The sequence below is a fragment of the Kitasatospora sp. NPDC005748 genome, from assembly GCF_040630735.1.
In the GTDB taxonomy this organism is placed as follows: Bacteria; Actinomycetota; Actinomycetes; order Streptomycetales; family Streptomycetaceae; genus Kitasatospora.
On record NZ_JBEXYD010000002.1, the window covers coordinates 1 to 25,287 of the forward strand.

19 protein-coding genes and 1 pseudogene are annotated in these 25,287 nt (G+C 72.5%); 6 read left to right on the forward strand and 14 right to left on the reverse strand.

Annotated elements, in window-relative coordinates; translation table 11 throughout:
* Positions 1 to 169 precede the first annotated feature (169 nt).
* The 8 genes from pyrE to ABZ495_RS01470 all read right to left on the reverse strand — a co-directional run bounded on the left by pyrE (position 170) and on the right by ABZ495_RS01470 (position 10,669).
* On the reverse strand, positions 170 to 706 hold the full coding sequence (gene pyrE, locus ABZ495_RS01435; protein WP_329488728.1) for an orotate phosphoribosyltransferase: 537 nt from the start codon (positions 704 to 706) through the stop codon (positions 170 to 172).
* 30 nt (positions 707 to 736) lie between these two features.
* Positions 737 to 1,951, reverse strand: coding sequence for an SRPBCC domain-containing protein (locus tag ABZ495_RS01440; RefSeq protein ID WP_359833899.1), 1,215 nt, complete (start codon positions 1,949 to 1,951; stop codon positions 737 to 739).
* Between the two features lie 174 nt (positions 1,952 to 2,125).
* A complete protein-coding gene (locus tag ABZ495_RS01445; RefSeq protein ID WP_359804174.1) occupies positions 2,126 to 3,646 on the reverse strand; it encodes a polyamine aminopropyltransferase in 1,521 nt (506 codons plus the stop codon).
* Between the two features lie 256 nt (positions 3,647 to 3,902).
* Entirely contained in the window at positions 3,903 to 4,430 is a 528-nt protein-coding gene (locus tag ABZ495_RS01450; protein ID WP_359804036.1) for a DUF2617 family protein, read from the reverse strand.
* Between the two features lie 464 nt (positions 4,431 to 4,894).
* Positions 4,895 to 6,055 (reverse strand): pyridoxal phosphate-dependent aminotransferase, encoded by a 1,161-nt coding sequence (locus tag ABZ495_RS01455; protein ID WP_359804037.1) that lies wholly within the window; start codon positions 6,053 to 6,055, stop codon positions 4,895 to 4,897.
* Positions 6,056 to 6,173: 118 nt separating this feature from the next.
* Positions 6,174 to 6,737: a YbjN domain-containing protein gene (locus ABZ495_RS01460; protein ID WP_329488724.1), complete on the reverse strand. Its 564-nt coding sequence runs from the start codon at positions 6,735 to 6,737 to the stop codon at positions 6,174 to 6,176.
* Positions 6,738 to 6,963: 226 nt separating this feature from the next.
* Positions 6,964 to 9,570: an ATP-dependent chaperone ClpB gene (clpB, locus tag ABZ495_RS01465; protein WP_359834184.1), complete on the reverse strand. Its 2,607-nt coding sequence runs from the start codon at positions 9,568 to 9,570 to the stop codon at positions 6,964 to 6,966.
* Positions 9,571 to 9,676: 106 nt separating this feature from the next.
* Positions 9,677 to 10,669: a LysR family transcriptional regulator gene (locus ABZ495_RS01470; protein WP_359804038.1), complete on the reverse strand. Its 993-nt coding sequence runs from the start codon at positions 10,667 to 10,669 to the stop codon at positions 9,677 to 9,679.
* Between the two features lie 70 nt (positions 10,670 to 10,739).
* On the opposite strand from ABZ495_RS01470, the gene ABZ495_RS01475 reads away from it, so the two are divergent.
* From ABZ495_RS01475 to ABZ495_RS01485, 3 genes are all read left to right on the forward strand, one after another.
* Positions 10,740 to 11,840, forward strand: a complete 1,101-nt coding sequence (locus tag ABZ495_RS01475) for a TDT family transporter (protein WP_352288451.1) — start codon at positions 10,740 to 10,742, stop codon at positions 11,838 to 11,840.
* 682 nt (positions 11,841 to 12,522) lie between these two features.
* Positions 12,523 to 13,512: a LuxR C-terminal-related transcriptional regulator gene (locus ABZ495_RS01480; RefSeq protein ID WP_329488720.1), complete on the forward strand. Its 990-nt coding sequence runs from the start codon at positions 12,523 to 12,525 to the stop codon at positions 13,510 to 13,512.
* Positions 13,505 to 14,521, forward strand: a complete 1,017-nt coding sequence (locus ABZ495_RS01485; protein ID WP_359833900.1) for a LuxR family transcriptional regulator — start codon at positions 13,505 to 13,507, stop codon at positions 14,519 to 14,521. Before ABZ495_RS01480 ends, ABZ495_RS01485 begins: the two co-directional genes overlap by 8 nt.
* A 7-nt stretch (positions 14,522 to 14,528) precedes the next feature.
* Here the strand turns inward: ABZ495_RS01485 and ABZ495_RS01490 are convergent, their stop codons facing one another.
* Positions 14,529 to 15,155, reverse strand: a complete 627-nt coding sequence (locus ABZ495_RS01490) for a hypothetical protein (protein ID WP_329488718.1) — start codon at positions 15,153 to 15,155, stop codon at positions 14,529 to 14,531.
* 357 nt (positions 15,156 to 15,512) lie between these two features.
* On the opposite strand from ABZ495_RS01490, the gene ABZ495_RS01495 reads away from it, so the two are divergent.
* A complete protein-coding gene (locus tag ABZ495_RS01495; RefSeq protein WP_352288445.1) occupies positions 15,513 to 15,671 on the forward strand; it encodes a hypothetical protein in 159 nt (52 codons plus the stop codon).
* Between the two features lie 73 nt (positions 15,672 to 15,744).
* On the opposite strand, the gene ABZ495_RS01500 is transcribed toward ABZ495_RS01495, so the two are convergent.
* From ABZ495_RS01500 to dnaK, 5 genes are all read right to left on the reverse strand, one after another.
* Complete coding sequence (locus tag ABZ495_RS01500) at positions 15,745 to 16,734, reverse strand: helix-turn-helix domain-containing protein (protein WP_359804040.1); 990 nt, start codon at positions 16,732 to 16,734, stop codon at positions 15,745 to 15,747.
* Positions 16,735 to 16,946: 212 nt separating this feature from the next.
* Positions 16,947 to 17,453, reverse strand: coding sequence for a helix-turn-helix domain-containing protein (locus ABZ495_RS01505; protein ID WP_329488715.1), 507 nt, complete (start codon positions 17,451 to 17,453; stop codon positions 16,947 to 16,949).
* 7 nt (positions 17,454 to 17,460) lie between these two features.
* Entirely contained in the window at positions 17,461 to 18,609 is a 1,149-nt protein-coding gene (dnaJ, locus tag ABZ495_RS01510) for a molecular chaperone DnaJ (protein WP_329488714.1), read from the reverse strand.
* Positions 18,610 to 18,774: 165 nt separating this feature from the next.
* Complete coding sequence (gene grpE / locus ABZ495_RS01515; protein WP_359833902.1) at positions 18,775 to 19,392, reverse strand: nucleotide exchange factor GrpE; 618 nt, start codon at positions 19,390 to 19,392, stop codon at positions 18,775 to 18,777.
* Positions 19,389 to 21,227: a molecular chaperone DnaK gene (dnaK, locus tag ABZ495_RS01520; protein ID WP_329488712.1), complete on the reverse strand. Its 1,839-nt coding sequence runs from the start codon at positions 21,225 to 21,227 to the stop codon at positions 19,389 to 19,391. Before dnaK ends, grpE begins: the two co-directional genes overlap by 4 nt.
* A gap of 292 nt (positions 21,228 to 21,519) precedes the next feature.
* Here dnaK and ABZ495_RS01525 point away from each other — a divergent pair, with 292 nt between their 5' ends.
* Positions 21,520 to 23,745, forward strand: coding sequence for a heterodisulfide reductase-related iron-sulfur binding cluster (locus ABZ495_RS01525; protein WP_359833904.1), 2,226 nt, complete (start codon positions 21,520 to 21,522; stop codon positions 23,743 to 23,745).
* Between the two features lie 403 nt (positions 23,746 to 24,148).
* Positions 24,149 to 25,222 (forward strand): annotated as a pseudogene (locus ABZ495_RS01530) (NDP-sugar synthase); the annotation flags it as partial.
* Positions 25,223 to 25,287: the final 65 nt, after the last annotated feature.

The window sequence follows — 25,287 nt, forward strand, 5'->3', positions numbered from 1 at the left end:
TCCGGATCTTCGGCGGCGCCCTGGGCGAGGCCCACGCGCAGAAGATCCACAAGATCATGGACATGGCCATCGCGGCCGGTGCCCCGCTGGTCTCGTTCACGTGAAACAGGACCCGGCCCCGGCCGTTTCCGCTGTGCTGCCGTTCCGCCGGGCTACCGGCGCGCGCGGGTCAGAGGCCCAGGTCGGCCAGGTCGTACGCGGTCACGTACGGCAGGCCGGTGGCCTCGACCGCGGCGGCGCCGCCCCGCTCCACGATCACCGCGACGCCGACCACCTCGGCACCCGCCTCGCGCAGCGCCTCGACGGCGGTCAGCACCGACCCGCCGGTGGTGGAGGTGTCCTCGACGGCCAGCACCCGGCGGCCCTTGACCTCGGGGCCCTCGATCCGGCGCTGCAGACCGTGCGCCTTGCCCGCCTTGCGGACCACGAACGCGTCCAGCTCGCGGCCGCGTGCGGCGGCGGCGTGCAGCATCGCGGCGGCCACCGGGTCGGCGCCGAGCGTCAGGCCGCCGACGGCGTCGTACTCCAGGTGCTCGGTCGCGTCCAGCATCACCCGGCCCACCAGCGGGGCGGCCTGGGCGTCCAGCGTGATCCGGCGCAGGTCGACGTAGTAGTCGGCCTCCTTGCCGGAGGAAAGGGTGACCTTGCCGTGCACGACGGCCTTGTCCTTGATCTGTGCCAGCAGGGCGTCGCGGTCGTTGCTCATGAGCGTTCAGTCTAGGGCTTGTCCGGCCTTCTAGCGTCGGCGCAGGGCCCTGGCCAGGACCACGGCGCCGCCGATCAGGGCCACGCCGCCGCCGATCATCCACGGCACCGCGCTGCGGCCGCCCGGTCCCGGCACCACGATGCCGCCGGCCTCGCCGCCCCAGCGGGACGCCGCCCGGGCCCGCGCGCTGCGGGCCGGCAGGGCGGGGGCGTACGGGCCGCGCGGCGGGGCGTGGTCGACCTCCTCGGCGGAGCGGCCGACGATGCTGCGGCGGACCGGGCCGCCGAGCACCGGCTCCTGCTCGTAGCCGAAGGGCAGGTCGGCGGGGAGCTCGGTGCCGGTGCCGTCCCCGGCCTCGGCGGCGGGGCCGTCGACGTCGGCGGCCTCCTCACGGTCGTCCTCCTCGCGGTCGCCGCCGATCGGGAGGCCGAAGCGCTCGGCGTCGGCGTCGGAGAAGGCGATGAGGTCGGAGAGGTCGTCGTCGAGGTCGTCGCCGGGGTTGTCCTGGTGGTCGTCCAGGAAGAGCACGGTGGCGGTGGGCTCCTCGTCGTCCTCCGCCACGTCCTCGTCCTCGACGTCGGTGTCCGCCTCGTCCTCGGCCTCTGCCTCGACGTCGGTGTCCTCGGCGGTGGCCGCCTCCCCGGCGTCCTCGGCTTCCGCCTCGACGTCCGTCTCGACCTCGGCGTCCGCCGCCTCCACGGCGGTTTCCACCTCGGCTTCCGCCTCCACCTCGACGTCCCGCGCCTCGACCTCGGCGTCTGCCGCCTCCGCGTCGACGTCCGCCTCCGCCGCCGCCTCCGCGTCGGGGGAGGCGAGGGCGGCGGCGAAGCGGTCGAGCAGGCGGCGGCCGGCGCCGGCGAGGGTCTCGCCGTCGAACTCGGTGAGCCGGCCGGTGGCGCTCAGGTCGCCGACGAAGCGGACCAGCGTGGTCCCGGCCGCGGTGCCGTCGGCGGTGGCGACCCGGAGGGTGGCGGTGGCCTCGCCGCTGCCGCGCACCTCCTCGCCCTCGGCGAACACGGTGAGGACGCCCTCGCGGCCCTCGATCAGTGACAGCACGCCCTTGTAGGTGATGGTGGAGGTGCCGATCCGCAGCTTCAGCCGGCCGCCGATCTCATCGGCGGACCCGCTGCCGACGGCGGCCGGCTCGGTGCTCAGCCCGGGGACGCAACGGGCCAGCAGAGCCGGATCCTGCAGGGCCTGCCGGACCAGTTCGGCCGGCATCGGGACGACAACCTCATGCTCCATGTCACGGAGCCTACCGACCGAACCCGCGGTGGTCCGCGCAGTGGCCCCTACCTGCCGTCGGGACGTCCCCGACCGGCCGCACCCGGCCCTCCGCCGACCGCTCGTGGCCGCCCTCCGCCCGATTCCGTCCGCTCCGCCCCGCCCGGTTCCGCCCGCTTCACCCCGGGCGGTCCGTCAGCGCGGCCCCAGCAGGGTCAGCGCGGCCGGCGGGCGGGCCGGGCGGAGGGCGGTCAGGTCGGCGGCGGCGGCCCGCAGGGCGTCCGCGGTGAACGCGCGCGGCGGCGGGGCGTCCGGGGCGAGGGTGAGCGGGGGCTGGGCGGCGGCGGCCAGCAGGAAGGCCTGGCTGTCCGGCGAGCCGGGCCGGCAGCTCGCGGCGGGGCCGCCCCGGACGGCGTACGGGACGGTCCGCAGCCCGGCGGCCCGCAGGCCGGACTCGACCTGCCAGAGGCCGTTCGGCTCGTCGTCCGCCCGGACGGCGAGCCGCCCGCCGGGCGCGAGCAGCCGGGTGGCGAGGCCGTAGAACTCCTGCGAGTGGAACTTCACCGTCCCGCTGTCGGCGGGGCCGGGCAGATCGGCGAGCACCACGTCGAAGGACGCCTCGCCCGGGTGCACGCCGCGCAGCCACTCCAGCGGGTCCGCGGTGGCGGTCCGCACCCGGGGGTCGTCCAGGGAGTGGCCGGAGAGCGCGGCCAGGCCCGGGTCGGTCCTGGCCAGCCGGGCGAGGGCCGGGTCGGCGTCGACCACCAGCACCGAGCGGACGCCGCCGTGCCGCAGCACCTCCCGCGCGGCGAGGCCGTCACCGCCGCCGAGCAGCAGCACCCGGGCGTCCGGCCCGGCCGCCATCGCGGGGTGGACCAGGGCCTCGCTGCCCCGGTACTCGTCCGGACCGCAGACCGCGAGCCGCCCGTCCAGGTACAGCCGCAGCGGGCCCTCGGCGGGGCCGGTGAGCACGATCTCCTGGGACCGGGTGTGGGCGGCGTACCGGACCTGCCCGCCGTACAGGGCCTGCCGGGCGGCGCGTTCGATCGCGCCGGACCAGACGGCGGCCGCGGCGAGCAGGGCGAGCACGAGGGCGCAGCCGCCCCAGAGCAGCAGCCGGGTGCGGGGCGGGGGCTCCTCGCGGAACAGCCAGAGCACCACCGCGGCCCCGGCGACGGCGTTGACGGCGCCGGTGACCAGGGCGCCGGTGCCGGGGCCGAAGAGCGGCAGGATCAGGAACGGGAAGGCGAGGCCGCCGATCAGCGCGCCCACGTAGTCGGCGGCGAAGAGGTCGGCCGCGGCCCGCCCGGCGTCCTCCCGGCGGATCCGCTGGACGAGCGTCATCAGCAGCGGGATCTCGGCGCCGATCAGGACCCCGATCAGACAGGTCAGGGCGATCATCGCGGCCTGGTACCGGCCGATCCAGGCCCAGCAGGAGTACAGGGCGAGGACGGAGAGCCCGCCGGTGAGCGCGAGCGCGCACTCGACCAGCGCGAAGGCCGTGGCCGGGCGGCGGGTGAACCGTTTGGCGAGCAGCGAGCCCAGCCCCATCGCGAACACCATGACGGAGAGCACGACGGAGGTTTGGGTGACCGAGTCCCCGAGCAGATAGCTGCCCAGCGCGACGAGTTCGAGCTCGTAGACGAGTCCGCAGGCGGCGCAGACGAACGCCGCCAGCAGGACGGTGAGCCGGGAGAGCGAGGGGTGGGCGCGCAGCCGGGCCCTGCGGCGGGCGGGCAGAGGGGTCAGGCTCCGCCCGGGCCGGGGTGGGCTGCCGTTGTCGAGGTCGAGTCCCGGCTGTGCGGGTGGACCGGCCGGATGGTTGATCACGAACAAACGCTAGGCGACGTCCGGTACGGATGGCTGCGTCCATTCGACGGACAGTGCGATACGACAGGTTGACGAATCGTTCCTGCGTGCGAATGGAGGCCGAGGTGCGGACCTATGACCCCATCGGGATCGGCGGCCGTGCTCACCGGGTCACCACCAGGGAGGACCGCGTACAGACCAGCTGGCCCTCCTGCGGGTAGGCGTGCCAGGTGCGCCAGAGCAGCCGGTCCGCGGCGCCCTGGGTGACCAGTGCGGTGAACGCGCTCGGGTCGCCCGGGAAGACGCCGGCCAGGCCGCGGGGGTGGCCCTCGACCAGGGCCAGCAACTCCTGGGCGCGAGCGGCGAAGTCGTGCGGCGGCAGCGCCTCGATCCGGGCCGCGAACTCGTACTCCCAGCCGTCCACCTGTTTGGCCACCCGGGCCGGCAGTGGGGTCCGGCGGCCGGGTAGGCAGGCGACGGTCTCCAGGCATCTGCCGGGCCCGGCGGCGATCACCACCTGGTGCGAGGCGCCCAGCAGCCGCAGCTGGAGGGTGCCGGGCGGCCCGGGGCGCCCGGCGTTGGCGAGTCTCAGGTCGCGGACTGCGAGAGCGGGCAGCGGGTCGCCGCCCAGGCACCAGGCCAGGTCACCGGCGCGGGTGTCCGTGTAGGAGGTCTGCAGTGTGGTGAGCATGCTCGGCTCCGCGTTTCAGCTCCGTGCGCGCCCGCCGTGCAGCAGCGAGTAGGCCTGGGCAAAGGCGAGGCTGTTCGTGGCTGTGCGGTCCAGGGCGCGGCCGACCGTGGAAGGAAGGATTCCGGCTGGAGATTCAGCAGCAGAGAAGCATGAATACGCCGGGTCCGTCGGTGATTTACCCAACTTTGTCAAGCATTCACCGCTTCGAGCACCCCGGCTTCCCCGCTCTGATCGAGCCGGTGTGCGACTGTGCACAGCGCGCGCTCCTCAGCCCCGGTTCGCGCGCCGTGCGCGCTGCTCGCACGCCACTCACGACGCGCGCACGCCCCGGTCCCCACCGCGCCCGGCGCACGGGGCACACGAAGGACCGGGGCGGGCCCGGCAAACCTCGGACGGGGTCAATCGTCGCCCCCGGCGGATCAATTGACTATTCGTCAGGACGTGCGACGCGTCCCATCCGATGGTCAGAGCCGACCGAGTCGACTGACCGCCTCCTCCAGGACCTCGTCCTGCTTGCAGAAGGTGAAGCGGACCAGCGAGCGGCCGGCCTCGGTGTCGTCGTAGAAGACGACGTTGGGGATCGCGACGACGCCGCAGCGCTCGGGCAGGGCACGGCAGAACTCGATGCCGTCCTTCTCGCCCAGCGGGGTGATGTCGGTGGTGATGAAGTAGGTGCCCTCCGGTCGGAACACCCGGAACCCGGCCGCGCTCAGCCCGTCGGCGAGCAGGTCCCGCTTGCGCAGCAGATCGGCGCGGAACCCGTCGAAGTAGTCGTCGGGCAGCCGCAGGGCGTCGGCGACGGCGTACTGGAAGGGACCGGCACTGACGTAGGTCAGGTACTGCTTCGCGGTGCGGACGGCGGCGACCAGGGGCGCCGAGCCGGTGACCCAGCCGACCTTCCAGCCGGTGAAGGAGAAGGTCTTGCCGGCCGAGGAGATCGACACGGTGCGCTCGCGCATGCCCGGGAGCGCGGCGATCGGGTGGTGGGCGCCGCTGAACACCAGGTGCTCGTAGACCTCGTCGGTGACCACCAGCAGGTCGTGCTCGACGGCGAGGGCGGCGATCGCGGCCAGTTCGTCGGTGGAGAGCACCAGGCCGGTGGGGTTGTGCGGGGAGTTGAGCAGCAGCAGCCGGGTGCGCGGGGTGACCAGCGCGCGCAGTCGCTCCAGGTCGGGGCGGAAGTCCGGGGCACGCAGGGTGAGCGGGACGCGGACGGCGCCGGCCATGGCGATGCAGGCGGCGTAGGAGTCGTAGAAGGGTTCGAGGGCGATCACCTCGTCGCCCGGCTCCAGCAGCGCCAGCAGGGCGGCGGCGATCGCCTCGGTGGCCCCGGCGGTGACGAGCACCTCGGTGTCCGGGTCGTAGGCGAGGCCGCGGAAGCGCTGCTGGTGCTCGGCGATCGCGCTCCGCAGCTCGGGGATGCCGGGGCCGGGCGGGTACTGGTTGCCCCGGCCCGCGAGGACGGCGTCGGCGGCGGCCCGGGCGATCTCGGCCGGTCCGTCGGTGTCCGGGAACCCCTGGCCGAGGTTGATGGAGCCGGTGGCGGTGGCGAGGGCGGACATCTCGGCGAAGATCGTCGTGCCCATCCCGGCCAGCCGTCGGTTCAGCAGCGGCCTCGTACCCATTGCGGCTCCTCACGCCTCGTCGTCGGCCCCATCCTGGGGCAGCGGGTGGCCGGGGACAAGAACGGCCCGCCACCGGGGGTACCGGAGCGGGCCGTGCCGCGGAGCGGTGGCGGGAGGATCAGGCCTCGTTGGTGCCCTCGGGGGCCTCGCCCTCGCCCTCCTCGCCCTCGATCTCCTTCTGCAGGCCGAGGCGCTCGACGATCCACTGCTCGAAGCCGACGGCGGCCTGGGTCCAGTTGGCGGTGGTGGTGACGAAGTAGTCCAGGTTCACGCCGGTGCCGACGATCATCTGGGCCTCGCCGATCAGGCGGACCACGCCGTCCTCGTGCGTGTGGGTGTAGACCTTGGGCCAGAGGGTCTCGCGGTTCCACTCGTCGATGAGGTCGAGGATCTCGGCCTTGTCCTCCAGCGGGTAGGCGCGGTCGTAGAACGCGCGGACCGCGAAGAGCTCCTTCTGCTCGCCGCGGAACATGTAGTAGACGCGGAAGCCCTCCCAGGGGGCGGTGAGGTCGCCCTCCTCGTCCACGACGTGCTTGAGCTGCATCTGGTCCAGCAGCTGGGTCACCAGGGCCTGGTCCGGGACGACGATCGGCGGCGGGCCGGCCGGCCGACCTCCCTGGCCGCCGGGCTGGCCGCCCTGCGGCACGCCGAACGACGGGATGGACGACGGGTCGATGCTCATGGGGGTCCTCTTCCTCAGTGCACGTGGTGGCCGGCGATGAGAGGCCGCCCTTCCACCTCCCATCCTGCCTCATCCCGGGCCTGCCTCACAGGGGCGCCCGGGCGGCGGGCGGGCACCTGTGGATCTTGCCGGGGCCCCCGGTCGGGGCCGTGGCCACCGAGGGTGAGTGCGGCGCCGGGCCGCCCCCTCGGGGAGAGGGGCGGCCCGGTCCGGGGGCTGCGCAGCGCTACTTCTCCAGCGGGCCGCGGGCCCGGACGGCGAGGTGGTCGCCCTCCTCGGCCCGTTCGACCAGGACGGTGTCGCCGTCGTGCACCTGGCCCGACAGGATGGCCCGGGCGAGCTGGTCGCCGATCGCGGACTGCACCAGGCGGCGCAGCGGCCGGGCGCCGTACGCGGGGTCGTAGCCGGTGAGCGCCAGCCAGTCCCGGGCCGCCTCGTCGACGTGGAGGGTGAGCCGGCGCTCGCCCAGCCGGGCGGCCAGCCGGGCGACCTGGAGGTCGACGATCCGGCTCAGCTCGGCGGTGCCCAGCGGCTCGAAGACCACGATGTCGTCGAGGCGGTTGAGGAACTCGGGCTTGAACGCGGCCCGCACCGAGTCCAGCACCAGCCGCTTCTTCATCTCCTCCGGGGTGGCCGGGTCCACGAGGAACTGGCTGCCCAGGTTGGAGGTGAGGATCAGGATCGCGTTGCGGAAGTCGACCGTGCGGCCCTGGCCGTCGGTGAGCCGGCCGTCGTCCAGCACCTGGAGCAGGACGTCGAAGACCTCGGGGTGGGCCTTCTCCACCTCGTCCAGCAGCACCACGCTGTAGGGGCGGCGGCGGACCGCCTCGGTGAGCTGGCCGCCCTCCTCGTAGCCGACGTACCCGGGCGGGGCGCCGACCAGGCGGGAGACGGAGTGCTTCTCGCCGTACTCGCTCATGTCGATCCGGACCATCGCCCGCTCGTCGTCGAAGAGGAAGTCGGCCAGGGCCTTGGCGAGTTCGGTCTTGCCGACGCCGGTGGGGCCGAGGAACAGGAAGGAGCCGGTCGGCCGGTCCGGGTCGGCGATGCCGGAGCGGGTGCGCCGCACCGCGTCCGAGACGGCCTGGACGGCCTCCGCCTGGCCGATCAGGCGTCGGCCCAACTCGTCCTCCATGCGCAGGAGTTTGGAGCTCTCGCCCTCCAGCAGCCGGCCGGCCGGGATGCCCGTCCAGGAGGCGACCACATCGGCGATGTCGTCCGGGCCGACCTCCTCCTTGACCATGGAGGAGGTGGCGTCCCGCTCCTCGGCGCCCTCCTGCGCCTCGGTCAACTCCTGCTCGGCGGCCGGGATCTCGGCGTACATCAGCTTGGAGGCGCGCTCGAAGTCGCCGTCCCGCTGGGCCCGGTCGAGGGCGCCGTGCAGGTCGTCGAGCCGCTCCTTCAGCTCGCCGACCCGGTTGAGGCTCTTCTTCTCCTGCTCCCACCGGGCGGTGAGCACGCTCAACTGCTCGTTCTTGTCGGCGAGATCGCGCCGGAGCCGGGTCAGCCGGTCGACCGAGGCCGGGTCGGACTCCTTCTCCAGGGCCAGCTCCTCCATCCGCAGCCGGTCGACGGCGCGCTGGAGCTCGTCGATCTCGACGGGGGAGGAGTCGATCTCCATCCGGAGCCGGGAGGCCGCCTCGTCGACCAGGTCGATCGCCTTGTCGGGCAGGAAGCGCGAGGTGATGTAGCGGTTGGACAGGGTGGCGGCGGCGACCAGGGCGGCGTCCGAGATCTGCACCTTGTGGTGCGCCTCGTACCGGCCCTTGAGGCCGCGCAGGATGGCGATCGAGTCCTCCACGCTGGGCTCGCCGACCAGCACCTGCTGGAACCGGCGCTCCAGGGCCGGGTCCTTCTCGATCCGCTCGCGGTACTCGTCCAGCGTGGTGGCGCCGACCATCCGCAGCTCGCCGCGGGCCAGCATCGGCTTGAGCATGTTGCCCGCGTCCATCGCGGAGTCCCCGCCGGCGCCCGCGCCGACCATGGTGTGCAGCTCGTCGATGAAGGTGACGACCTGGCCGTCGCTCTGCTTGATGTCGTTCAGGACGGCCTTCAGCCGCTCCTCGAACTCGCCGCGGTACTTGGCGCCGGCGACCATCGCGCCGAGGTCCAGCGCGACCAGCCGCTTGCCGCGCAGCGACTCCGGCACGTCACCGGCCACGATGCGCTGGGCCAGGCCCTCGACCACGGCGGTCTTGCCGACACCGGGCTCGCCGATCAGCACCGGGTTGTTCTTGGTGCGCCGGGAGAGCACCTGGACGACCCGGCGGATCTCCTGGTCGCGCCCGATGACCGGGTCGAGCTTGCCGTCCCGGGCGGCCTGGGTGAGGTCGGTGCCGTACTTCTCCAGGGCCTTGTAGGTGCCCTCCGGGTCGGGGGAGGTGACCCGGCCGCTGCCGCGGACGTCCTTGAACGCGGCGAGCAGGGCCTTCGCGGTGGCGCCCCGCTGGGCGAGCAGGTCGGCGACCGCGCCGCCCTCGGCGGCCAGGCCGACCATCAGGTGCTCGGTGGAGACGTACTGGTCGTCCAGGTCCTCGGCGCGCTTGCCGGCCTCGGTGAGCACGGCCAGCGTGTCGCGGGCCAGCTGGGGTGCGGCGACGGTGGAGCCCATCGCGCGGGGCAGTCCGGTCAGCAGCCGGCGGGCCTCGGTGTCGATCCGGGTCGCGTCCGCGCCGACCGCCTTGAGCAGCGGCCCGGCGATGCCCTCGGGCTGCTCCAGCAGGGCGATCAGGATGTGCACCGGCTTGACGTCCGGATTCCCCGCGGCGCCGGCCTGCCGGATCGCGGCGGACAGGGCGTCCTGCGTCTTGGTGGTGAACTTGCTGGCGTCCACTGCTGGGGTGTCCTCCTCGCTGATGGCGAACTGCTTCGTACGGGCGGCGGCCCCCCGGCCACCGGCCCTGCTGAGTACAGCATGCACTAAGTTGAGTCTATTCCGCTCAACCTTCGGATGAACGCTTGGGGTGCCCGGAGACGGTGTACCGGTCGAGCCGCGGCGCGGGCTGCCAGCCGCTGCGGACCGACGGCCCGGTCCGCCGGGTCAGTACCAGCAGCTCCCGGGCCGGCCCGCCCGGCCGGTGGCCGGCCGGCCAGACCGCGCGCAGCGGCCGCCGCAGGTCCAGCCCCTCGGCCAGCGGCACGGCCACCAGCCGCCGGGTCGCCAGCTCCTCCGTCACCGCCAGCTCGCTCAGGCAGACCGGTCCGGCGCCGGTCATCGCCGCCGCCTTCAGCGCGGTCGACGAGGCCAGCTCCAGCCGCGGCTTGGCGGCGCCGCCGAACGGCGCCAGCGCCATCTCCAGGACCTCCCGGGTGCCCGACCCGGGCTCGCGCAGCACCAGCGGGGTGGCGGCCAGCTCGGGGCCGGTCACCGGGGAGCGGCGGCGCGCCCAGGGGTGGCCGGGCGCCACCACGACCACCAGCCGGTCGGCGGCCACCACCGCGCCGGCCAGCCCCGGCGGGGTGGACGGGCCCTCGACGAAGCCGAGGTCGGCCTCGCCGGCCAGCACGTGCCCGGCGACGTCGGAGGAGTTGGCCGTCCGCAGGATCACCGCCGTGCCCGGGCTGCTGTCGTGCAGCGCCAGCAGCCAGCCCGGCATCAGGTACTCGGCGACGGTCAGGCTGGCCACCACCACCAGCCGGGCGTCCCGCCGCTCGCGCAGCGCGTCGATCCCGGCGTCCAGCGCCTGCGCCGCCTCGACCACGTGCCGGGCCCACTCGACCACCAGCAGCCCGGCCTTGGTCGGCCGGGAGCCGCGCGGGGAGCGCTCCAGCAGGGGGACGCCGATCTGTCGCTCCATGCCCTTGATCCGGGCGCTCGCCGTCGGCTGGCTCACGCCCAGCTCGGCCGCCGCCCGGCCGACGCTGCCCAGTCGTGCCACCGTGAGGAGCAGTTCCAGGGCGCCGAGCTCGGGGACGTGCGGGGAGAGAGCCATAGACTCAGGCTATGCCCTCATAGGTCGGTGGGCGCTACCGGTGGCCGGAGGCGGACGGCACGGTGGTTCCATGGCCATCCTCACCGGCGTCCGACCGCTCACCCGCACCGCCCGCTTCGACCTCGCCCAGCTCGGTCCCAACTGGTACGCGGTGGTGATGGGCACCGCGATCGTCGGCAACGGCGCGGCCGCGCTGCCCGTCCGGCTGCCGGGGCTGATCGGGTTCGGCGAGCTGATGTGGGCGCTCGGGGCGGTCGCGCTGCTGGTGCTCGTCCCCGCGCGGGTGGTCCACCTCCTCCGGTACCGCGCCGAGGCCCGCGCCCACCTGCTGGACAACCCGGCCACCGCGGTCTTCTACGGGTGCCCGCCGATCGCCATGCTCTCGGTCGGCCTGGGCACCCTCACCCTCGGCTCGCGGGTGATCGGCACCGGCCCGGCCGTCGCGCTGGACGCGGCGCTCTGGGGCATCGGCACGCTCTATGCCCTGGCGGTCGCGGCCGGCGTCCCGTACCTGATGATCACCCGGCACGCCGTCTCCCCGCTGGAGGCCAACCCGACCTGGCTGCTGCCGGTGGTCGCGCCGCTGGTCGCCTCCGCGACCGGCCCCGCCCTCGTCCCGCACCTGCCGGCCGGCACCGCGCAGCAGAGCCTGCTGTACGGCTGCTGCGCGCTGTTCGGGGTCGGGCTGCTGGCCATCCTGGCGCTGCTGCCGGTGGTGCTCACCGGGCTGGTGCACAGCAAGCTGTCCGCCCTGGTGCTCACCCCGTCGCTCTTCCTGGTGCTCGGCCCGCTCGGCCAGTCCACCACGGCCGTCCACCAACTCGCCGACGCCGCACGCCCGGTGGCGCCGCAGCTGGCACCGGTGGCGCTCGCCCTCGCCGAGCTCTACGGGGTCGCGGTGCTCGGGGTCGCGATGCTCTGGCTGGTCATCGCCACCGCGGCCAACCTGCGGGCCCGCCGGGCCGGGATGCCCTTCACGATGACCTGGTGGGCCTACACCTTCCCGGTCGGCACCTGCGTCACCGGCGCCTCCGCGCTCGCCCGGCACACCGGTTTCGCCGGGTTCACCGGCCTCGCGGCCGGGCTCTTCGTCCTGCTGGCCGCCGCCTGGGCCGTGGCGGCCGGCGGCACCGCGGCCGGGCTGGCCGGCGGCAGGCTGCTGGCCCGCTAGCAGAGCCGTCACGGTAGCGGCAAGAGCGGTCACGACAAGTGACCGGAGGGCGGAGGGGGATTCTGTGAAGGGATCGTGCAGGATCAGCGAAGGCTGCCCGATGGGGCAGCCCGGATTCGGATCGCCCCGCTCCGCAGCCGACTGAACGGACGGTCGCCGCCCGCCCCGCCATCGCGCTGACCTGGCCTTCCTTCCCCGGCCCTGGTGGGCTGCCCGGGGGCCGCCACGGATTCACGGTGCAGGTTCCTGCAATTGCGAAAACATGCAGTCGGGCGGCACTTGTTCACCGGCCGTCACGCTGTGATGGTGGAGACACGCCAAGCCGTCCGGGCGATCGCAGCCCGATGGTGGTGACTTGCTCTTCGATACTGGATGCGAGAGGTACGTCCGTACCTGCATGTCGGGGGGAAGAGCGCCGGCCGGGACGCCATGTGTGGTGATGGTCCCCGGGACCGGAACCGGCGAGGCGTTGCTGCTCCGCCTCGCCGGGAGCGCCCTGGGATTGGCGTGCTACCGGCGACCCCCGGGAAACCCGTGTGCGACGGCACCCGGTCCCCGGGGGTCCGCCGGTCGGCAGTACCGTGATCGCGTGCGGCGCGCGGTACCGCGACCAGATCGACCCGTGCGGGGGGCACGCGCGGCACAGGCAGATCCGAGACCCATCCGGCAGGGAGTGTTCGAGGTGACGGCGGATCCGACGGCCGCCCCGGGCACCAGCGCGCCGGGCGGTGAGCCCGACGAGGCGGCCCGGCAGCTCTACCTGGCCGTCCTCGCCCGTGGCGGCCGCGTCCCCGCCGCCGACGTCCCCGAGTCCGACCGGGCCGCGCTGCGGCTCCTGGTCGACATCGGCCTGCTGATGCCCAACCCGATGGACGCCTGCTACACCGCCGTCAGCCCGCGCTCGGTCAGCGACCGGCTCGGCGCCGAACTGCGCAGCGAGGCCACCCGGCTGCTGGTCCGCGCCGAGAACCTGCCCGGCGCGCTGGACACCCTCACCCGGGCGTACGACGCGATGCCCCGCCCGCCCGAGCGCTCCGGCGGCGCCGTCTACATCGAGGGCCACGTCCACATCCGCCAGCGCATCTCCCAACTGGTCGCCGACTGCCGGACGGAGGTCCTCACCGCCCAGCCGGGCCACCGCCCGGCCGACGCCCTGAAGATCGCGCTCCTCCAGGACCTCCGGCTGCTGCAGCGCGGCTGCTCGCTGCGCACCGTCTACCAGCCGGTCGCGGTCTCCGACCCGGCCGCGCTCGCCTACGCGGACGAGGTCACCCGGCACGGCTCGCAGATCCGGATCCTGGACGAGCCGTTCCAGCGCCTGTTCGTCTTCGACCGCTCGGTCGCGGTGATCTCCGCCAACGAGGACCACAGCACCGCAGCCTTCATCTCCGACCCGGCCGCGATCGCCTTCCTGGTCGGCGCCTTCGAACGCGACTGGGCCCGGGCCGACCCCACCGACTGGGCCGGCACCCTCGCCCGGGGCGTCGCGCAGGAGGCCCCCGACCGGGTCGGCCGGCTGCTCGCCAAGGGCCTCACCCAGCGCACCGTCGCCACCCGGCTGGGCCTCAGCGAGCGCACCGTGGCCGCGCACATCTCCCGGCTGCGCGAGCGCCACGGCGCGCAGACCCTGTTCCAGCTCGGCTGGCTGATGCGGGGCGGCCGCGATGACTGAGGCCGCGATGACCGACGCCGCGATGACCGACGCCGCGATGACCGAGGCCCCGCTGCCGGACGCCGACGCCCGCGAGCTGTACCGGACCATCCTGCGCGAGGGCGGCCGGCTGCCGATCGCCGAGGTGAGCGCCCAGGACGCCCGGTCGGTCCGGCAGCTGACCGACGTCGGGCTGCTCACACCGCGCTACGCGGACGGCGTGTACAGCGTGGTGAACCCGCGTGCCGTCGGGGAGCGGATCGGGGCCGGGCTGCGCGAGGAGGGGGCGCGCCTGCTGGCCCGGGCGGCGCTCGTCCCGGAGCTGATCGACGACCTGACGAAGGCCTACGACGCCGCGCCCGGCCGGGAGGACCGCACCGGCGGCGCCCGGCGGATCACCGGCATGGGGCAGATCCGCCACCTGATCTCACAGCTCGCCGACGAGCACCACCGCGAGGCCTGGGCGGCCCAGCCCGGCGGAGCCCGGCCGGCCGCCCACATGCGGGACGCGCTGGAGCACACCCGCCGCTACCTCGCCCGCGGCGGCACCATGCGCACGATCTACGAGGCGAGCGCCCGCCTCGACGCGCCGACGGTCGAGTACGCGGCGGCGTCGGCCCGGCTCGGCAGCCCGATCCGCACCCTGGCCGCGCCGTTCAGGCGGGTGCTGATCTTCGACCGCAGGGTGGCGCTGATCCCGGCCGCGCCGGACAACACCAGCGCGGCCCTGGTGGAGGACTCCGCGACGGTCGCCTTCCTGGTGGACGTGTTCGAGCAGCAGTGGCGCCAGGCGGAGGGGGTGAACTGGTCGGCGCTGGCCGCCGGCGCCACCGAGCCGGCGGTGCACGACCAGATCGGCCGGCTGCTGTCGCAGGGGCTGACGCAGCGGACGATCGCCGGCCGGCTGGGGCTGAGCGAGCGGACGGTGGCCGGTCACATCTCGCGCCTGCGCGAGCTCTACGACGCGGAGACGCTCTTCCAGCTCGGCTGGCAGATGCGGGGAGCCCGGCCGGGGGAGTCCGATGGGTGAGCCGGGGTCAGCCGGTCGCCGCGCCGGTCGGCCAGTAGCCGGTCGGACCGACCACCGGGGGCTGCTGGCGCGGGATGCTGAACTGGTCGCCGGGGGCGGTCCAGAAACCCTCGCGCAGCGAGAGCGCCATGCCGGCCCAGTCGAGGGCGGTCTCCACGGTGTGGTGGAGGGCCTCCTGCGACCAGGTGTCGTCGAAGACCAGCGGCAGCACCGGGGCGACCTGCTCGATGGTGGCGATCAGCGGGTTGTGCGTGATCGCCTCGTCCACCAGCAGGACGATCGGCTTGCGCAGCGCCGACGCCCAGCCCAGCTCCAGGCTCACACCGGCGGAGAGCGGCGCACCGACGTAGGCGAAGACCAGGTCGGCGGACTGCAGCGCCCGGAAGTCCGACGGCACCCGGGGCTCGGGGGCCCGGCCGGCGATCGTCCAGGCGTCACTGTGGTGGGCGCTGTACACGGCGGCACCGCTGCGCAGGAGCGTGGTGCGAAGTGTCGTCAGCCGCGTCCGGCTGGCCAGGGTCACCACGCTGTCCGCCGGGCCGGTCAACCGCATCAGCGGCGCGGCCAGGAACACACGTGCACGCCGGCCCTCGGGGGCCTGGCTGTCGTGGTGACGCAGGTAGGGCTCGGTCATGTCGACTCCGGGGGAAGGCCGACCGGATTGGGGGACGGTGCCGGCAGGCGTTGAGAGTAGTTGCTGCTTCAGGTGGATCCAGTGCCCTGTGGTGATGAAGAATTGACCGTACAGCAACAGGTTTTTGACCTGGTGCTGGACCATCGGGGGCGAACTGATCGTCTATCAGTGGTCACGCTCGCGTCCAGGTTTCTGCCCTGTCATCTGGCTGCCTGGCAGGGAGATGACGCCGCCGGGGGACAACGGGGAGGTGACACCACAACTCGGCGTGCGGCATCATGTGGACTCCAGTGCTATTAGTTCGGCTAGAGCAACTTTCGGAAAGGGAGTGGGCTGGTGTCCCGTATGTCCAGGCTTGTGCGCAAGGTCGTGCTTCCGATTGCCATCGCGGCCGGAGCTTTGGCCGGTGTCTGCGTCCTGTCAAACGGTACGCAGCCGCAGGTGGACGCAGGTGCCGGGGATTCCCGCGCCAAGGCCGCCGTTTACCTCGTCGCCAATGACATGAACTGGGGCTGACCGCTCCCTGTCATAGCGGACGTTCGAGTGCCGAAAGGCTCCAGGCGCGGGCGCCCGCCGCCGTTCGGGGCCCTCACTCCGGCCGGTGCTGCGCGGCCCGGCCGAGGACGTAGCCCAGCTGGAACAGGGAATCGACGTTGTAGTCCTCCCGCATCTCGGCGATATGTCGCGCCAGCGTGCGCTCGCTGATGCCGAGTCTGCGGGCGATGACCCGATGGTTCGTACCGGAAAGAAGCAGGTCGATGATCGTCTGGCGCAGCCGGGAGACCACCTGCTGCGGGACGGTGGTGTCGCCGTCGAACTCCAGCGCCCGGCCCCAGTTCCGCTCGAATACCTCTTCCACGAGATATTTGATGACCGCCGGATCGTGGATGAAAGCGGCCAGGTCGTCATCGCCCACCGGAATTACCGCGAGCCGCCGGTCGACAATGATGAGGCGGGCATAGGGCTCGTCCAGGGTGCGAAACTGATAACCCTCCTTCGCCAGCCGGGACACGTATTCGCGGGTGGGCTGGTGGTATCGGGTGCTCGCGTTGTAGATCGTGCGCATCGAAGCGCCCTGCTGCAGGCTCTTGAGGTCCCGTTCCATTCCCGCGGCGAGCAGCTCGGGCGGGCGGGGGCCGCCCGGCTGCATGGCGAGGCCCTCGGTCATCCCGGTGGCCATGCATTGCTGGAGGCGCTGATTGATGAGCGCTTTGCCCTGGACGTATTCGATGGGGCCGCCCGACTGGTCGGGGCTGTGAAAGGCGTCGGCCAATTCGCTGAGATCGGCCGGCAGGGCGACCGCGCGGGCCAGCAGGTCGAGGGCCTGGCGCTGCCAGGCGGAGCTCAGGCTGAAGGAGAGCTGGGCCGGGTCGACCGCGATGAGCGAGCCGGGTTCGTCACTGTCCGGAATGAGCAGACCGAGGTCCATGAGCTCGCGGAGCGCGGCGGTCTCGCCCGGGCCGGCGCCGATTGTCAGCCGGCCGTTGCCGTGGACGGTCCTGAGATAGAGCGAGCGGGCGTCGGCAGACAGTATTCGCGATCCGCCACCTGCGGGACCGGGCTGCTCTCGCCCACTCATCTTCGGCTCCCTGTCGTCGACCGGACAAGTAGTCAACGTTCTAAAGTCGGTTGTACCAGGCATCCTAGGTCGCGGTCACGGCCGGTAAGGACTGCCACCGACAGCTCTGCCTGCCAGGGGCACGCTCCGGTCCAGCACTCTCTCACAGACGACCGAGCCGCCGGCACCCCCCGATCAGGAGGGAGCCGGCGGCGGGTGCCGTGGTGGCGGGGTTACCGCTTGGGGCGCCAGACGACCAGTGCGCTGGACTGGCTCGGCGGCTGGTAGGGGACGAGATCCCGCCGGTAGGAGGCGTGGACGGCGGCCTCGCGCTGCTGGAGCGCGGAGGCGGCGCCTTCGAGCGAGTCGACCAGCTCGGTGATCCGCGACTGCAGTGCGGTGACCTGGTTCTCCAGCTCGATGATCCGCTTGATGCCGGCGAGGTTGATGCCCTCGTCCTGGGACAGCCGCTGCACCTCGCGCAGCTGCTGGATGTCGCGGCTGGAATAGCGGCGGCCGCGGCCCGCGGTGCGGTCGGGACAGACCAGGCCGAGCCGGTCGTACTGGCGCAGGGTCTGCGGGTGCAGGCCGGAGAGCTCGGCGGCGACCGAGATCACGTAGACCGGGGTGTCCTCGGTGAGGACGTAGTGCGGCGGCGGTGCCGCACGGCGGGCACGCGGGGCGCCGCCGGGCAGGCCTTCGCCGATGCCGGGCCCGATCGGGCCGCTGTCGGGGGTCATCTGGTCGTCACGCTCCCTTCGCCGCCTTGAAGAGGGCGGCTCGCGGGTCGTCGGAGGCGGTGGCCTCGCGGTACTGCTCCAGGGCCGTCAGCGCGTCGCCGGTGACGTGCTGGGGCACCACGACCTCCACGGTGACCAGGAGGTCGCCCCGGGTGCCGTCCTTGCGGGTGGCGCCCTTGCCGCGGGCCCGCAGGGTGAGGCCGTTGGCACTGCCCGGGGGCAGCCTGAGCTTCACCGAGGGGCCGTTGAGCGTCGGCACCTCGATGGTGCCGCCCAGAGCGGCTTCGGGGAAGGTCACCGGCACGGTCACCGTCAGGTTGTCGGCCTTGCGCCCGAAGACCGGGTGCGCGTCGACGTGCACGGTGACGTAGAGGTCGCCGGACTGGCCGCCGCGCTCGCCCTGGGCGCCCTTGCCCTTCAGCCGGATGCGCTGGGCGTCCTGGACGCCGGCCGGGATCCGGACCTGCATGGTGCGGGCCGAACTGGCCCGGCCGCTGCCGTGGCAGTCGGCGCACGGGTCGTCGACGATCATGCCGCGGCCGCGGCAGTCCCGGCACGGCTCGGACAGCGCGAAGGCGCCCTGGCCCCGGCTGACGGTGCCGGCGCCGACGCAGGTCGGGCAGACCCGCGGGGTGGTGCCGGCCTTGGCGCCGGTGCCGCTGCAGGTGCGGCAGGCGGCCTGGCTGGTCATCCGCAGCGGGACGGTCGCGCCGTCCACCGCCTCCTCGAAGGAGAGCGTCACCTCGGTCTCGACGTCCGCGCCGCGCCGCGGCTGGGCCTGCCGGCCGCCGCGGTTGAACAGGCCGCCGAAGACGTCGCCGATCCCGCCGCCGCCGGCGCCGCCGCCCTGGCTGCCGCTGAAGAGGTCGCCGAAGTCGAAGCTGTAGCTCCCCCCGCCCGGGCCGCCGGAGCGGAAGCCGCCGTTGGCGAAGAGCGTGCGCGCCTCGTCGTACTCCTTGCGGCGCTTCTCGTCCGACAGGACGTCATAGGCCTCGGAGATGTCCTTGAAGCGCTCTTCGGCCTTGGCGTCGCCCGTGTTCGCATCGGGGTGGAACTCGCGCGCCAGCTTGCGGTACGTCTTCTTGATCTCGGTGGCGGAGGCGTCCTTGGGCAGGCCGAGGACCTTGTAGTAGTCCTTCTCCACTCGTTCGCTCATGGCTGCCGCCACCTCCCGGAGTCAACAGGTAGGGATCCGGCGCGGGTGGGCCCGCCGGCCACGGATCCACCGGACTCCCCGCCGCGGGGAACCGGGTCAACGGATACGGCGCTGCGGAGCCGGCCGCCGTACTGGCCGGCGTACGACTCCGCAGCGCACGGGGTGTCAGCTGTCCGCGCCACCGTCAGCCTTGTCCGACTCCGCGGACTTCGCCGACTCGGCGTCCGGCGCGGAGGTGGTCTGGGTGCCCGGCTGGGGCTCCGCGACCGCCACCATCGCCGGGCGGATGATCCGCTCGCCGATCCGGTAGCCGGGCTGGAGGATCTGGACGCAGGTGTCCTCGGTGACGTCCGAGGAGTAGCTGTGCATCAGCGCCTCGTGCATGGTCGGGTCGAAGGGCTCGCCCTCCTTGCCGAACTGCTGGAGGCCCAGCTTGGCCACGACCGTCTCCAGCGACTCGGCGACGGACTTGAAGCCGCCCGTCACCTCGCCGTGCTCGCGGGCCCGGCCGATGTCGTCCAGCACCGGGATCAGGGACTCCAGGATGTTGGAGACCGCGATCTCGCGGACCGTCAGACGGTCCCGCTCGACCCGCTTGCGGTAGTTCTGGTACTCGGCCTGAAGGCGCTGGAGGTCGGCGGTCCGCTCGGCGAGCTGCTTGGCAGCGGCGTCGCCCGCGGCACCGGTGGTGTCACCGGCTGCCGCGGCCTCCTCGGCGGCCTCGATCACGGCCTCCTCGGCGGAGTCGTCGCCGGGCTCAGCACCCTGCGGCTTCTCCGTCATGCCGCACCGCCCTTGGGCTTCTCGTCGTCCACGATCTCGGCGTCGACGACGTCGTCGTCCTTGGCGCCGGCGGCGTCACCGGCCGGCGCGGCACCGGCGGCGTCGGCGTTGGCGTAGAGCGCCTGGCCGAGCTTCTGGGCGGTGGTGGAGACCTTCTCGGAGGCCTCGCGGATGGCCGCGATGTCCTCGCCCTTCAGGGTCTCCTTGAGCTCGCCGATGGCGGTCTCGACCTCGGTCTTGACGTCGGCCGGGAGCTTCTCCGCGTTGTCCGCGATGAACTTCTCGGTCGAGTAGACGAGCTGCTCGGCCTGGTTGCGGGTCTCGACCGACTCGCGGCGCTTGTGGTCCTCCTCCGCGTACTGCTCGGCCTCGCGCATCATGCGCTCGATGTCGTCCTTCGGCAGCGCGGAGCCGCCGGTGACGGTCATCTTCTGCTCCTTGCCGGTGCCGAGGTCCTTGGCACCGACGTGCATGATGCCGTTGGCGTCGATGTCGAAGGTGACCTCGATCTGGGGCAGGCCGCGGGGGGCCGGCGGGAGACCGGTCAGCTCGAACATGCCGAGCTTCTTGTTGTACGCGGCGATCTCGCGTTCGCCCTGGTAGACCTGGATCTGCACGGACGGCTGGTTGTCCTCGGCCGTGGTGAAGATCTCCGAGCGCTTGGTCGGGATCGTGGTGTTGCGCTCGATCAGCTTGGTCATGATGCCGCCCTTGGTCTCGATGCCGAGGGACAGCGGGGTGACGTCGAGCAGCAGGACATCCTTGACCTCGCCCTTGAGGACACCGGCCTGGAGCGCGGCGCCGATCGCGACGACCTCGTCCGGGTTGACGCCCTTGTTGGCGTCCTTGCCGCCGGTCAGCTCGCGGACGAGCTCGGCGACGGCGGGCATCCGGGTCGAGCCGCCGACCAGGACCACGTGGTCGATCTCGGACAGCGCGATGCCGGCGTCCTTGATGACGTTGTGGAACGGGACCTTGCAGCGCTCCAGCAGGTCGGAGGTGAGCTGCTGGAACTGGGCGCGGGTGAGCTTCTCGTCCAGGTGCAGCGGGCCCTCGGCGGAGGCCGTGATGTAGGGCAGGTTGATCGAGGTCTCGGAGGACGAGGACAGCTCGATCTTGGCCTTCTCGGCGGCCTCGCGCAGACGCTGGAGGGCCATCTTGTCCTTGGACAGGTCCACGCCGTGGCCGGCCTGGAAGACCTTGACCAGGTGGTCGACGACCTTCTGGTCCCAGTCGTCACCACCGAGGTGGTTGTCACCGTTGGTGGCCTTCACCTCGACGACCCCGTCGCCGATCTCCAGCAGGGACACGTCGAAGGTGCCGCCGCCGAGGTCGAAGACCAGAATGGTCTGGTCGTCCTTGTCCAGGCCGTAGGCCAGGGCGGCCGCGGTGGGCTCGTTGACGATGCGCAGGACGTTGAGGCCCGCGATCTCACCGGCCTCCTTGGTCGCCTGGCGCTCCGAGTCGGAGAAGTAGGCCGGGACGGTGATGACGGCGTCGGTGACCGTCTCGCCCAGGTAGGCCTCGGCGTCCCGCTTCAGCTTCTGCAGCACGAAGGCGCTGATCTGCTGGGGGTTGAAGTCCTTGCCGTCCAGGTTGATCTTCCACCCGGTGCCCATGTGGCGCTTGACCGAGCGGATGGTCCGGTCGACGTTGGTGACCGCCTGGCGCTTGGCGACCTCGCCGACCAGCACCTCGCCGTTCTTGGCGAAGGCCACGACGGACGGCGTGGTCCGCGCACCCTCGGCGTTCGTGATGACGGTGGGTTCGCCACCCTCAAGGACGCTGACGACCGAGTTCGTCGTACCGAGGTCGATGCCGACCGCGCGTGCCATCGTTGGTACCTCCACGGAAGAGTTGAGCTTTACAGGCTCAAGGATGCACGACTCGGCGGAGGGCGTCAACAGCTATGAGTCCCAGCGGCTCAACTTTGCTGAGCCGAAAATCGCGCCGACCCGCCGGAAGGCGTGGTGCGCCGGGCTCGCGTGACTGCCGCCATACCTTGAGCATCTTCTGGAGGAGTGTTGACGGGCGGTAATGTCCGGGCCGTCGGCCCGGCAAGTTACCGACGAGTACACTCGCACGCGTAGAAACCCTCACCAGGAAGCCGCAGGAGACGGAGAGCCGATGCAGCTAGCAGCGATCGTCATCTCGCTGGTCACGTTTGTGATCGGCACCGCGCTCGCCGCCCGTGCGGCGATGTACATCTTCAAGGTGGTGCGGACGGGTCAGTCCGACCCCACCAGATTCGGCGTGCCCGCCCAGCGGGTGAAGACCGTGGCGGTCGAGTTCGTCGGCCACACCAGGATGAACCGCTGGGGCGTCGTCGGCATCGCGCACTGGTTCGTCGCGGTGGGCTTCTTCACCCTCGGCCTCACCCTGCTGACCGCCTTCTTCCAGCTGTTCGACGCCGAGTTCGTGCTGCCGGTGCTCGGCGGCTGGCTGCCGTACGAGCTCTTCACCGAGCTGGTCGGCACGCTGACCACGCTGGGCATCGCGACCCTGATCGTGATCCGGCTGCTCAGCCTGCCGTCGCGGTCCGGCCGCAAGTCCCGGTTCGCCGGCTCGATCGCCTGGCAGGCCTTCTACGTCGAGTACACGATCCTCGGCATCGGCCTCTGCATCATGATCCTGCGCGGCCTGGAGGGCGCGCTGGAGAACGTCGGCTCGTACGAGGCGAAGTACCTGGTCTCCTACCCGCTGGTGCTGGCCTTCAAGGGCCTGGCGCACGGCACGCTGGAGAACCTGATCTACCTCTTCGCGATGCTGAAGATCTGCATCTCCTTCGCGTGGGCGATCACCATCGGCATCAACCCCTCGATGGGCGTGGCCTGGCACCGCTTCCTCGCCTTCTTCAACATCTACTTCAAGCGCGAGGAGGACGGCGGCACCGCGCTCGGCGCCCTGCGGCCGATGACCAGCGGCGGCGCCCCGATCGACTTCGAGGACCCGGCCGACGACGCCGTCTTCGGCGTCTCCCAGGTCGAGCACTTCTCCTGGAAGGGCATCCTCGACTTCTCCACCTGCACCGAGTGCGGCCGCTGCCAGTCGCAGTGCCCCGCCTGGAACACCGGCAAGCCGCTCTCGCCCAAGCTGCTGATCATGAGCCTGCGCGAGCACGCCTTCGCCAAGGCGCCGTACCTGCTCGCCGGCGGCGGCAAGGACATGGAGGGCGAGGAGCGCGCCACCGCCGAGCAGCTGGCCGGCGTGCCCGCCGAGGCGCTCGCCGAGGCCGAGCGCCCGCTGATCGGCACCGCCGAGGAGGGCGGGGTCATCGACCCCGACGTGCTCTGGTCCTGCACCACCTGCGGCGCCTGCGTCGAGCAGTGCCCGGTGGACATCGAGCACGTCGACCACATCGTCGACATGCGCCGCTACCAGGTGATGATCGAGAGCTCCTTCCCGACCGAGGCCGGGACGATGCTCAAGAACCTGGAGAACAAGGGCAACCCGTGGGGCATGGCCACCAAGGCCCGCCTGGACTGGGTCAAGGAGCTGAAGAAGGAGACCGGCATCGAGGTGCCGGTGATCGGTGAGGACATCGACCCCGCCGAGGTCGAGTACCTCTACTGGGTCGGCTGCGCCGGCGCCCTGGAGGACCGCGCCAAGAAGACCACCAAGGCCTTCGCGGAGCTGCTGCACACCGCCGGCGTGCAGTTCGCGATCCTCGGCAAGGAGGAGTCCTGCACCGGTGACTCCGCCCGCCGCCTGGGCAACGAGTTCCTCTTCCAGATGCTCGGCGCGCAGAACGTCGAGACCCTGAACGCGGCGCTGGAGGACGCTCCGAAGAAGCGGATCGTCGCCACCTGCCCGCACTGCTTCAACACCATCGCCAACGAGTACCCGCAGCTGGGCGGCCACTTCGAGGTCATCCACCACACCCAGCTGCTGCAGCACCTGATCGACGAGGGCAAGCTCGTCCCGGTGAACCCGGTCGAGGGCCTGATCACCTACCACGACCCCTGCTACCTGGGCCGGCACAACAAGGTCTACAGCCCGCCGCGCGAGATCATGGACAAGGTCCCCGGTCTGCGCCAGCAGGAGATGCACCGCCACAAGGAGCGCGGCTTCTGCTGCGGCGCCGGTGGCGCGCGGATGTGGATGGAGGAGCGCATCGGCAAGCGGATCAACACCGAGCGCGTGGACGAGGCGCTGTCGCTCAACCCCGACATCGTCTCCACCGCCTGCCCGTTCTGCCTGGTGATGCTCTCCGACTCGGTCAACGGGAAGAAGAACGAGGGCGCGGCCAAGGAGCACCTGAAGGTGGTCGACGTCGCCCAGCTGCTGCTCGACTCGGTGAAGGCACTGCCGCCGGCCGAGCCGGCGGAGGCGGCGGAGACCGTCGACGCCTGACCGGTGACGCCTGACCGGTGACGGTCGGCCCGGTGCCTCCGGCCCGAGGGCGGTCGGCCCGGGCCACGACCACCCGGCTGTTCGACAGTTCTGCTACAACTGCCCGGCCCGGTGGGTGCGACGAGCGCCCGCCGGGCCGGGCTTTTCGCCGGGCTCCGGTGCGGCTCGCACCCGGTCTTCCACCGGACTTGGCGCGGCGTTCTCCGGAGCGCCGCGCGGTGGGCGGGACGCCAACCGCCCGCCCGCCCGACCGGGCCCGGGTCGGAAGGAAATACAGTAGGCGCCGGACCGGCCCTGTGCCGGTCGACCCGTGCCGGCCGTCCGGACGGGTTTCCAGACCACTGACGGAGGTATCGGCCCGCCGGGCCGGGCCGCGGAGACCACAAGGGGAACAGCGCAGACCATGACCGAGGCGATCATGCTGGTCGGTGGTAAGGGCACGCGACTGCGTCCGCTGACCACCCACACCCCCAAGCCCATGCTGCCCGTGGCGGGCGTCCCGTTCATCGCGCACCAGCTGGCCCGCGCGGCCGCGGCCGGGGTGACCCGCGTGGTGCTCGCCACCTCCTACCTGGCCGAGGTCTTCGAGGACCACTTCCAGGACGGGACGCCGTACGGCATCGAGCTGGTCTACCTGACCGAGCGGGAGCCGCTCGGCACCGGTGGCGCGATCCGCAACGCGGCCTCCGGGCTGACCTGCGGCCCCGACGAGCCGGTCCTGATCTTCAACGGGGACATCCTGTCCGGCGTCGACATCGCGGCCCTGCGCGACGGCCACGTGGCCGCCGGGGCCGACGTCACGCTGCACCTCACCCGGGTCGAGGACCCGCGCGCCTTCGGGCTCGTCCCGACCGACGAGGACGGGCGGGTGCTGGAGTTCCTGGAGAAGCCGGAGACGCCCGAGCAGATCGTCACCGACCAGATCAACGCCGGCTGCTACGTCTTCACCCGCTCGGTGATCGACCGGATCCCGGCCGGGCGCGAGGTCTCCGTCGAGCGCGAGACCTTCCCCGAGCTGCTGGCCACCGGCGCGCTGCTGCGCGGTGTGGTCGACACCTCGTACTGGCTGGACCTCGGGACGCCGGCGGCCTTCGTCCGCGGCTCGGCCGACCTGGTCCTCGGCAAGGTCGACTCCCCGGCCGTCCCCGGCCCCACCGGTGACGCCCTGCTGCTGCCCGGTGCCACCGTGCACCCCGGCGCCGTGCTGAGCGGCGGGACCGTGGTGTCCGCGGGCGCGGTGATCGAGGCCGGCGCGATCGTCGAGGGCAGCGTGATCCTGCCCGGCGCGTCCATCGGCCCGGACACCCTGGTCAAGGACTCGATCGTGGGCGCGTACGCGACCGTCGGCGACCGGACGGCGCTGGACGGCGCGGTGATCGGCGACGGCGCGATCGTCGAGTCGGACAACGAGCTGCCGAACGGCATCCGGGTCGCCTGCGGCACGCTGCTGCCGGTCGGCGCCGTCCGCACCTCGGCCGGCCCGGGCGGCTGCCCGGCCGGTGCCTCGGCGGCCGCGGCGGTGCACGCGCCGGCCGTGAGCGC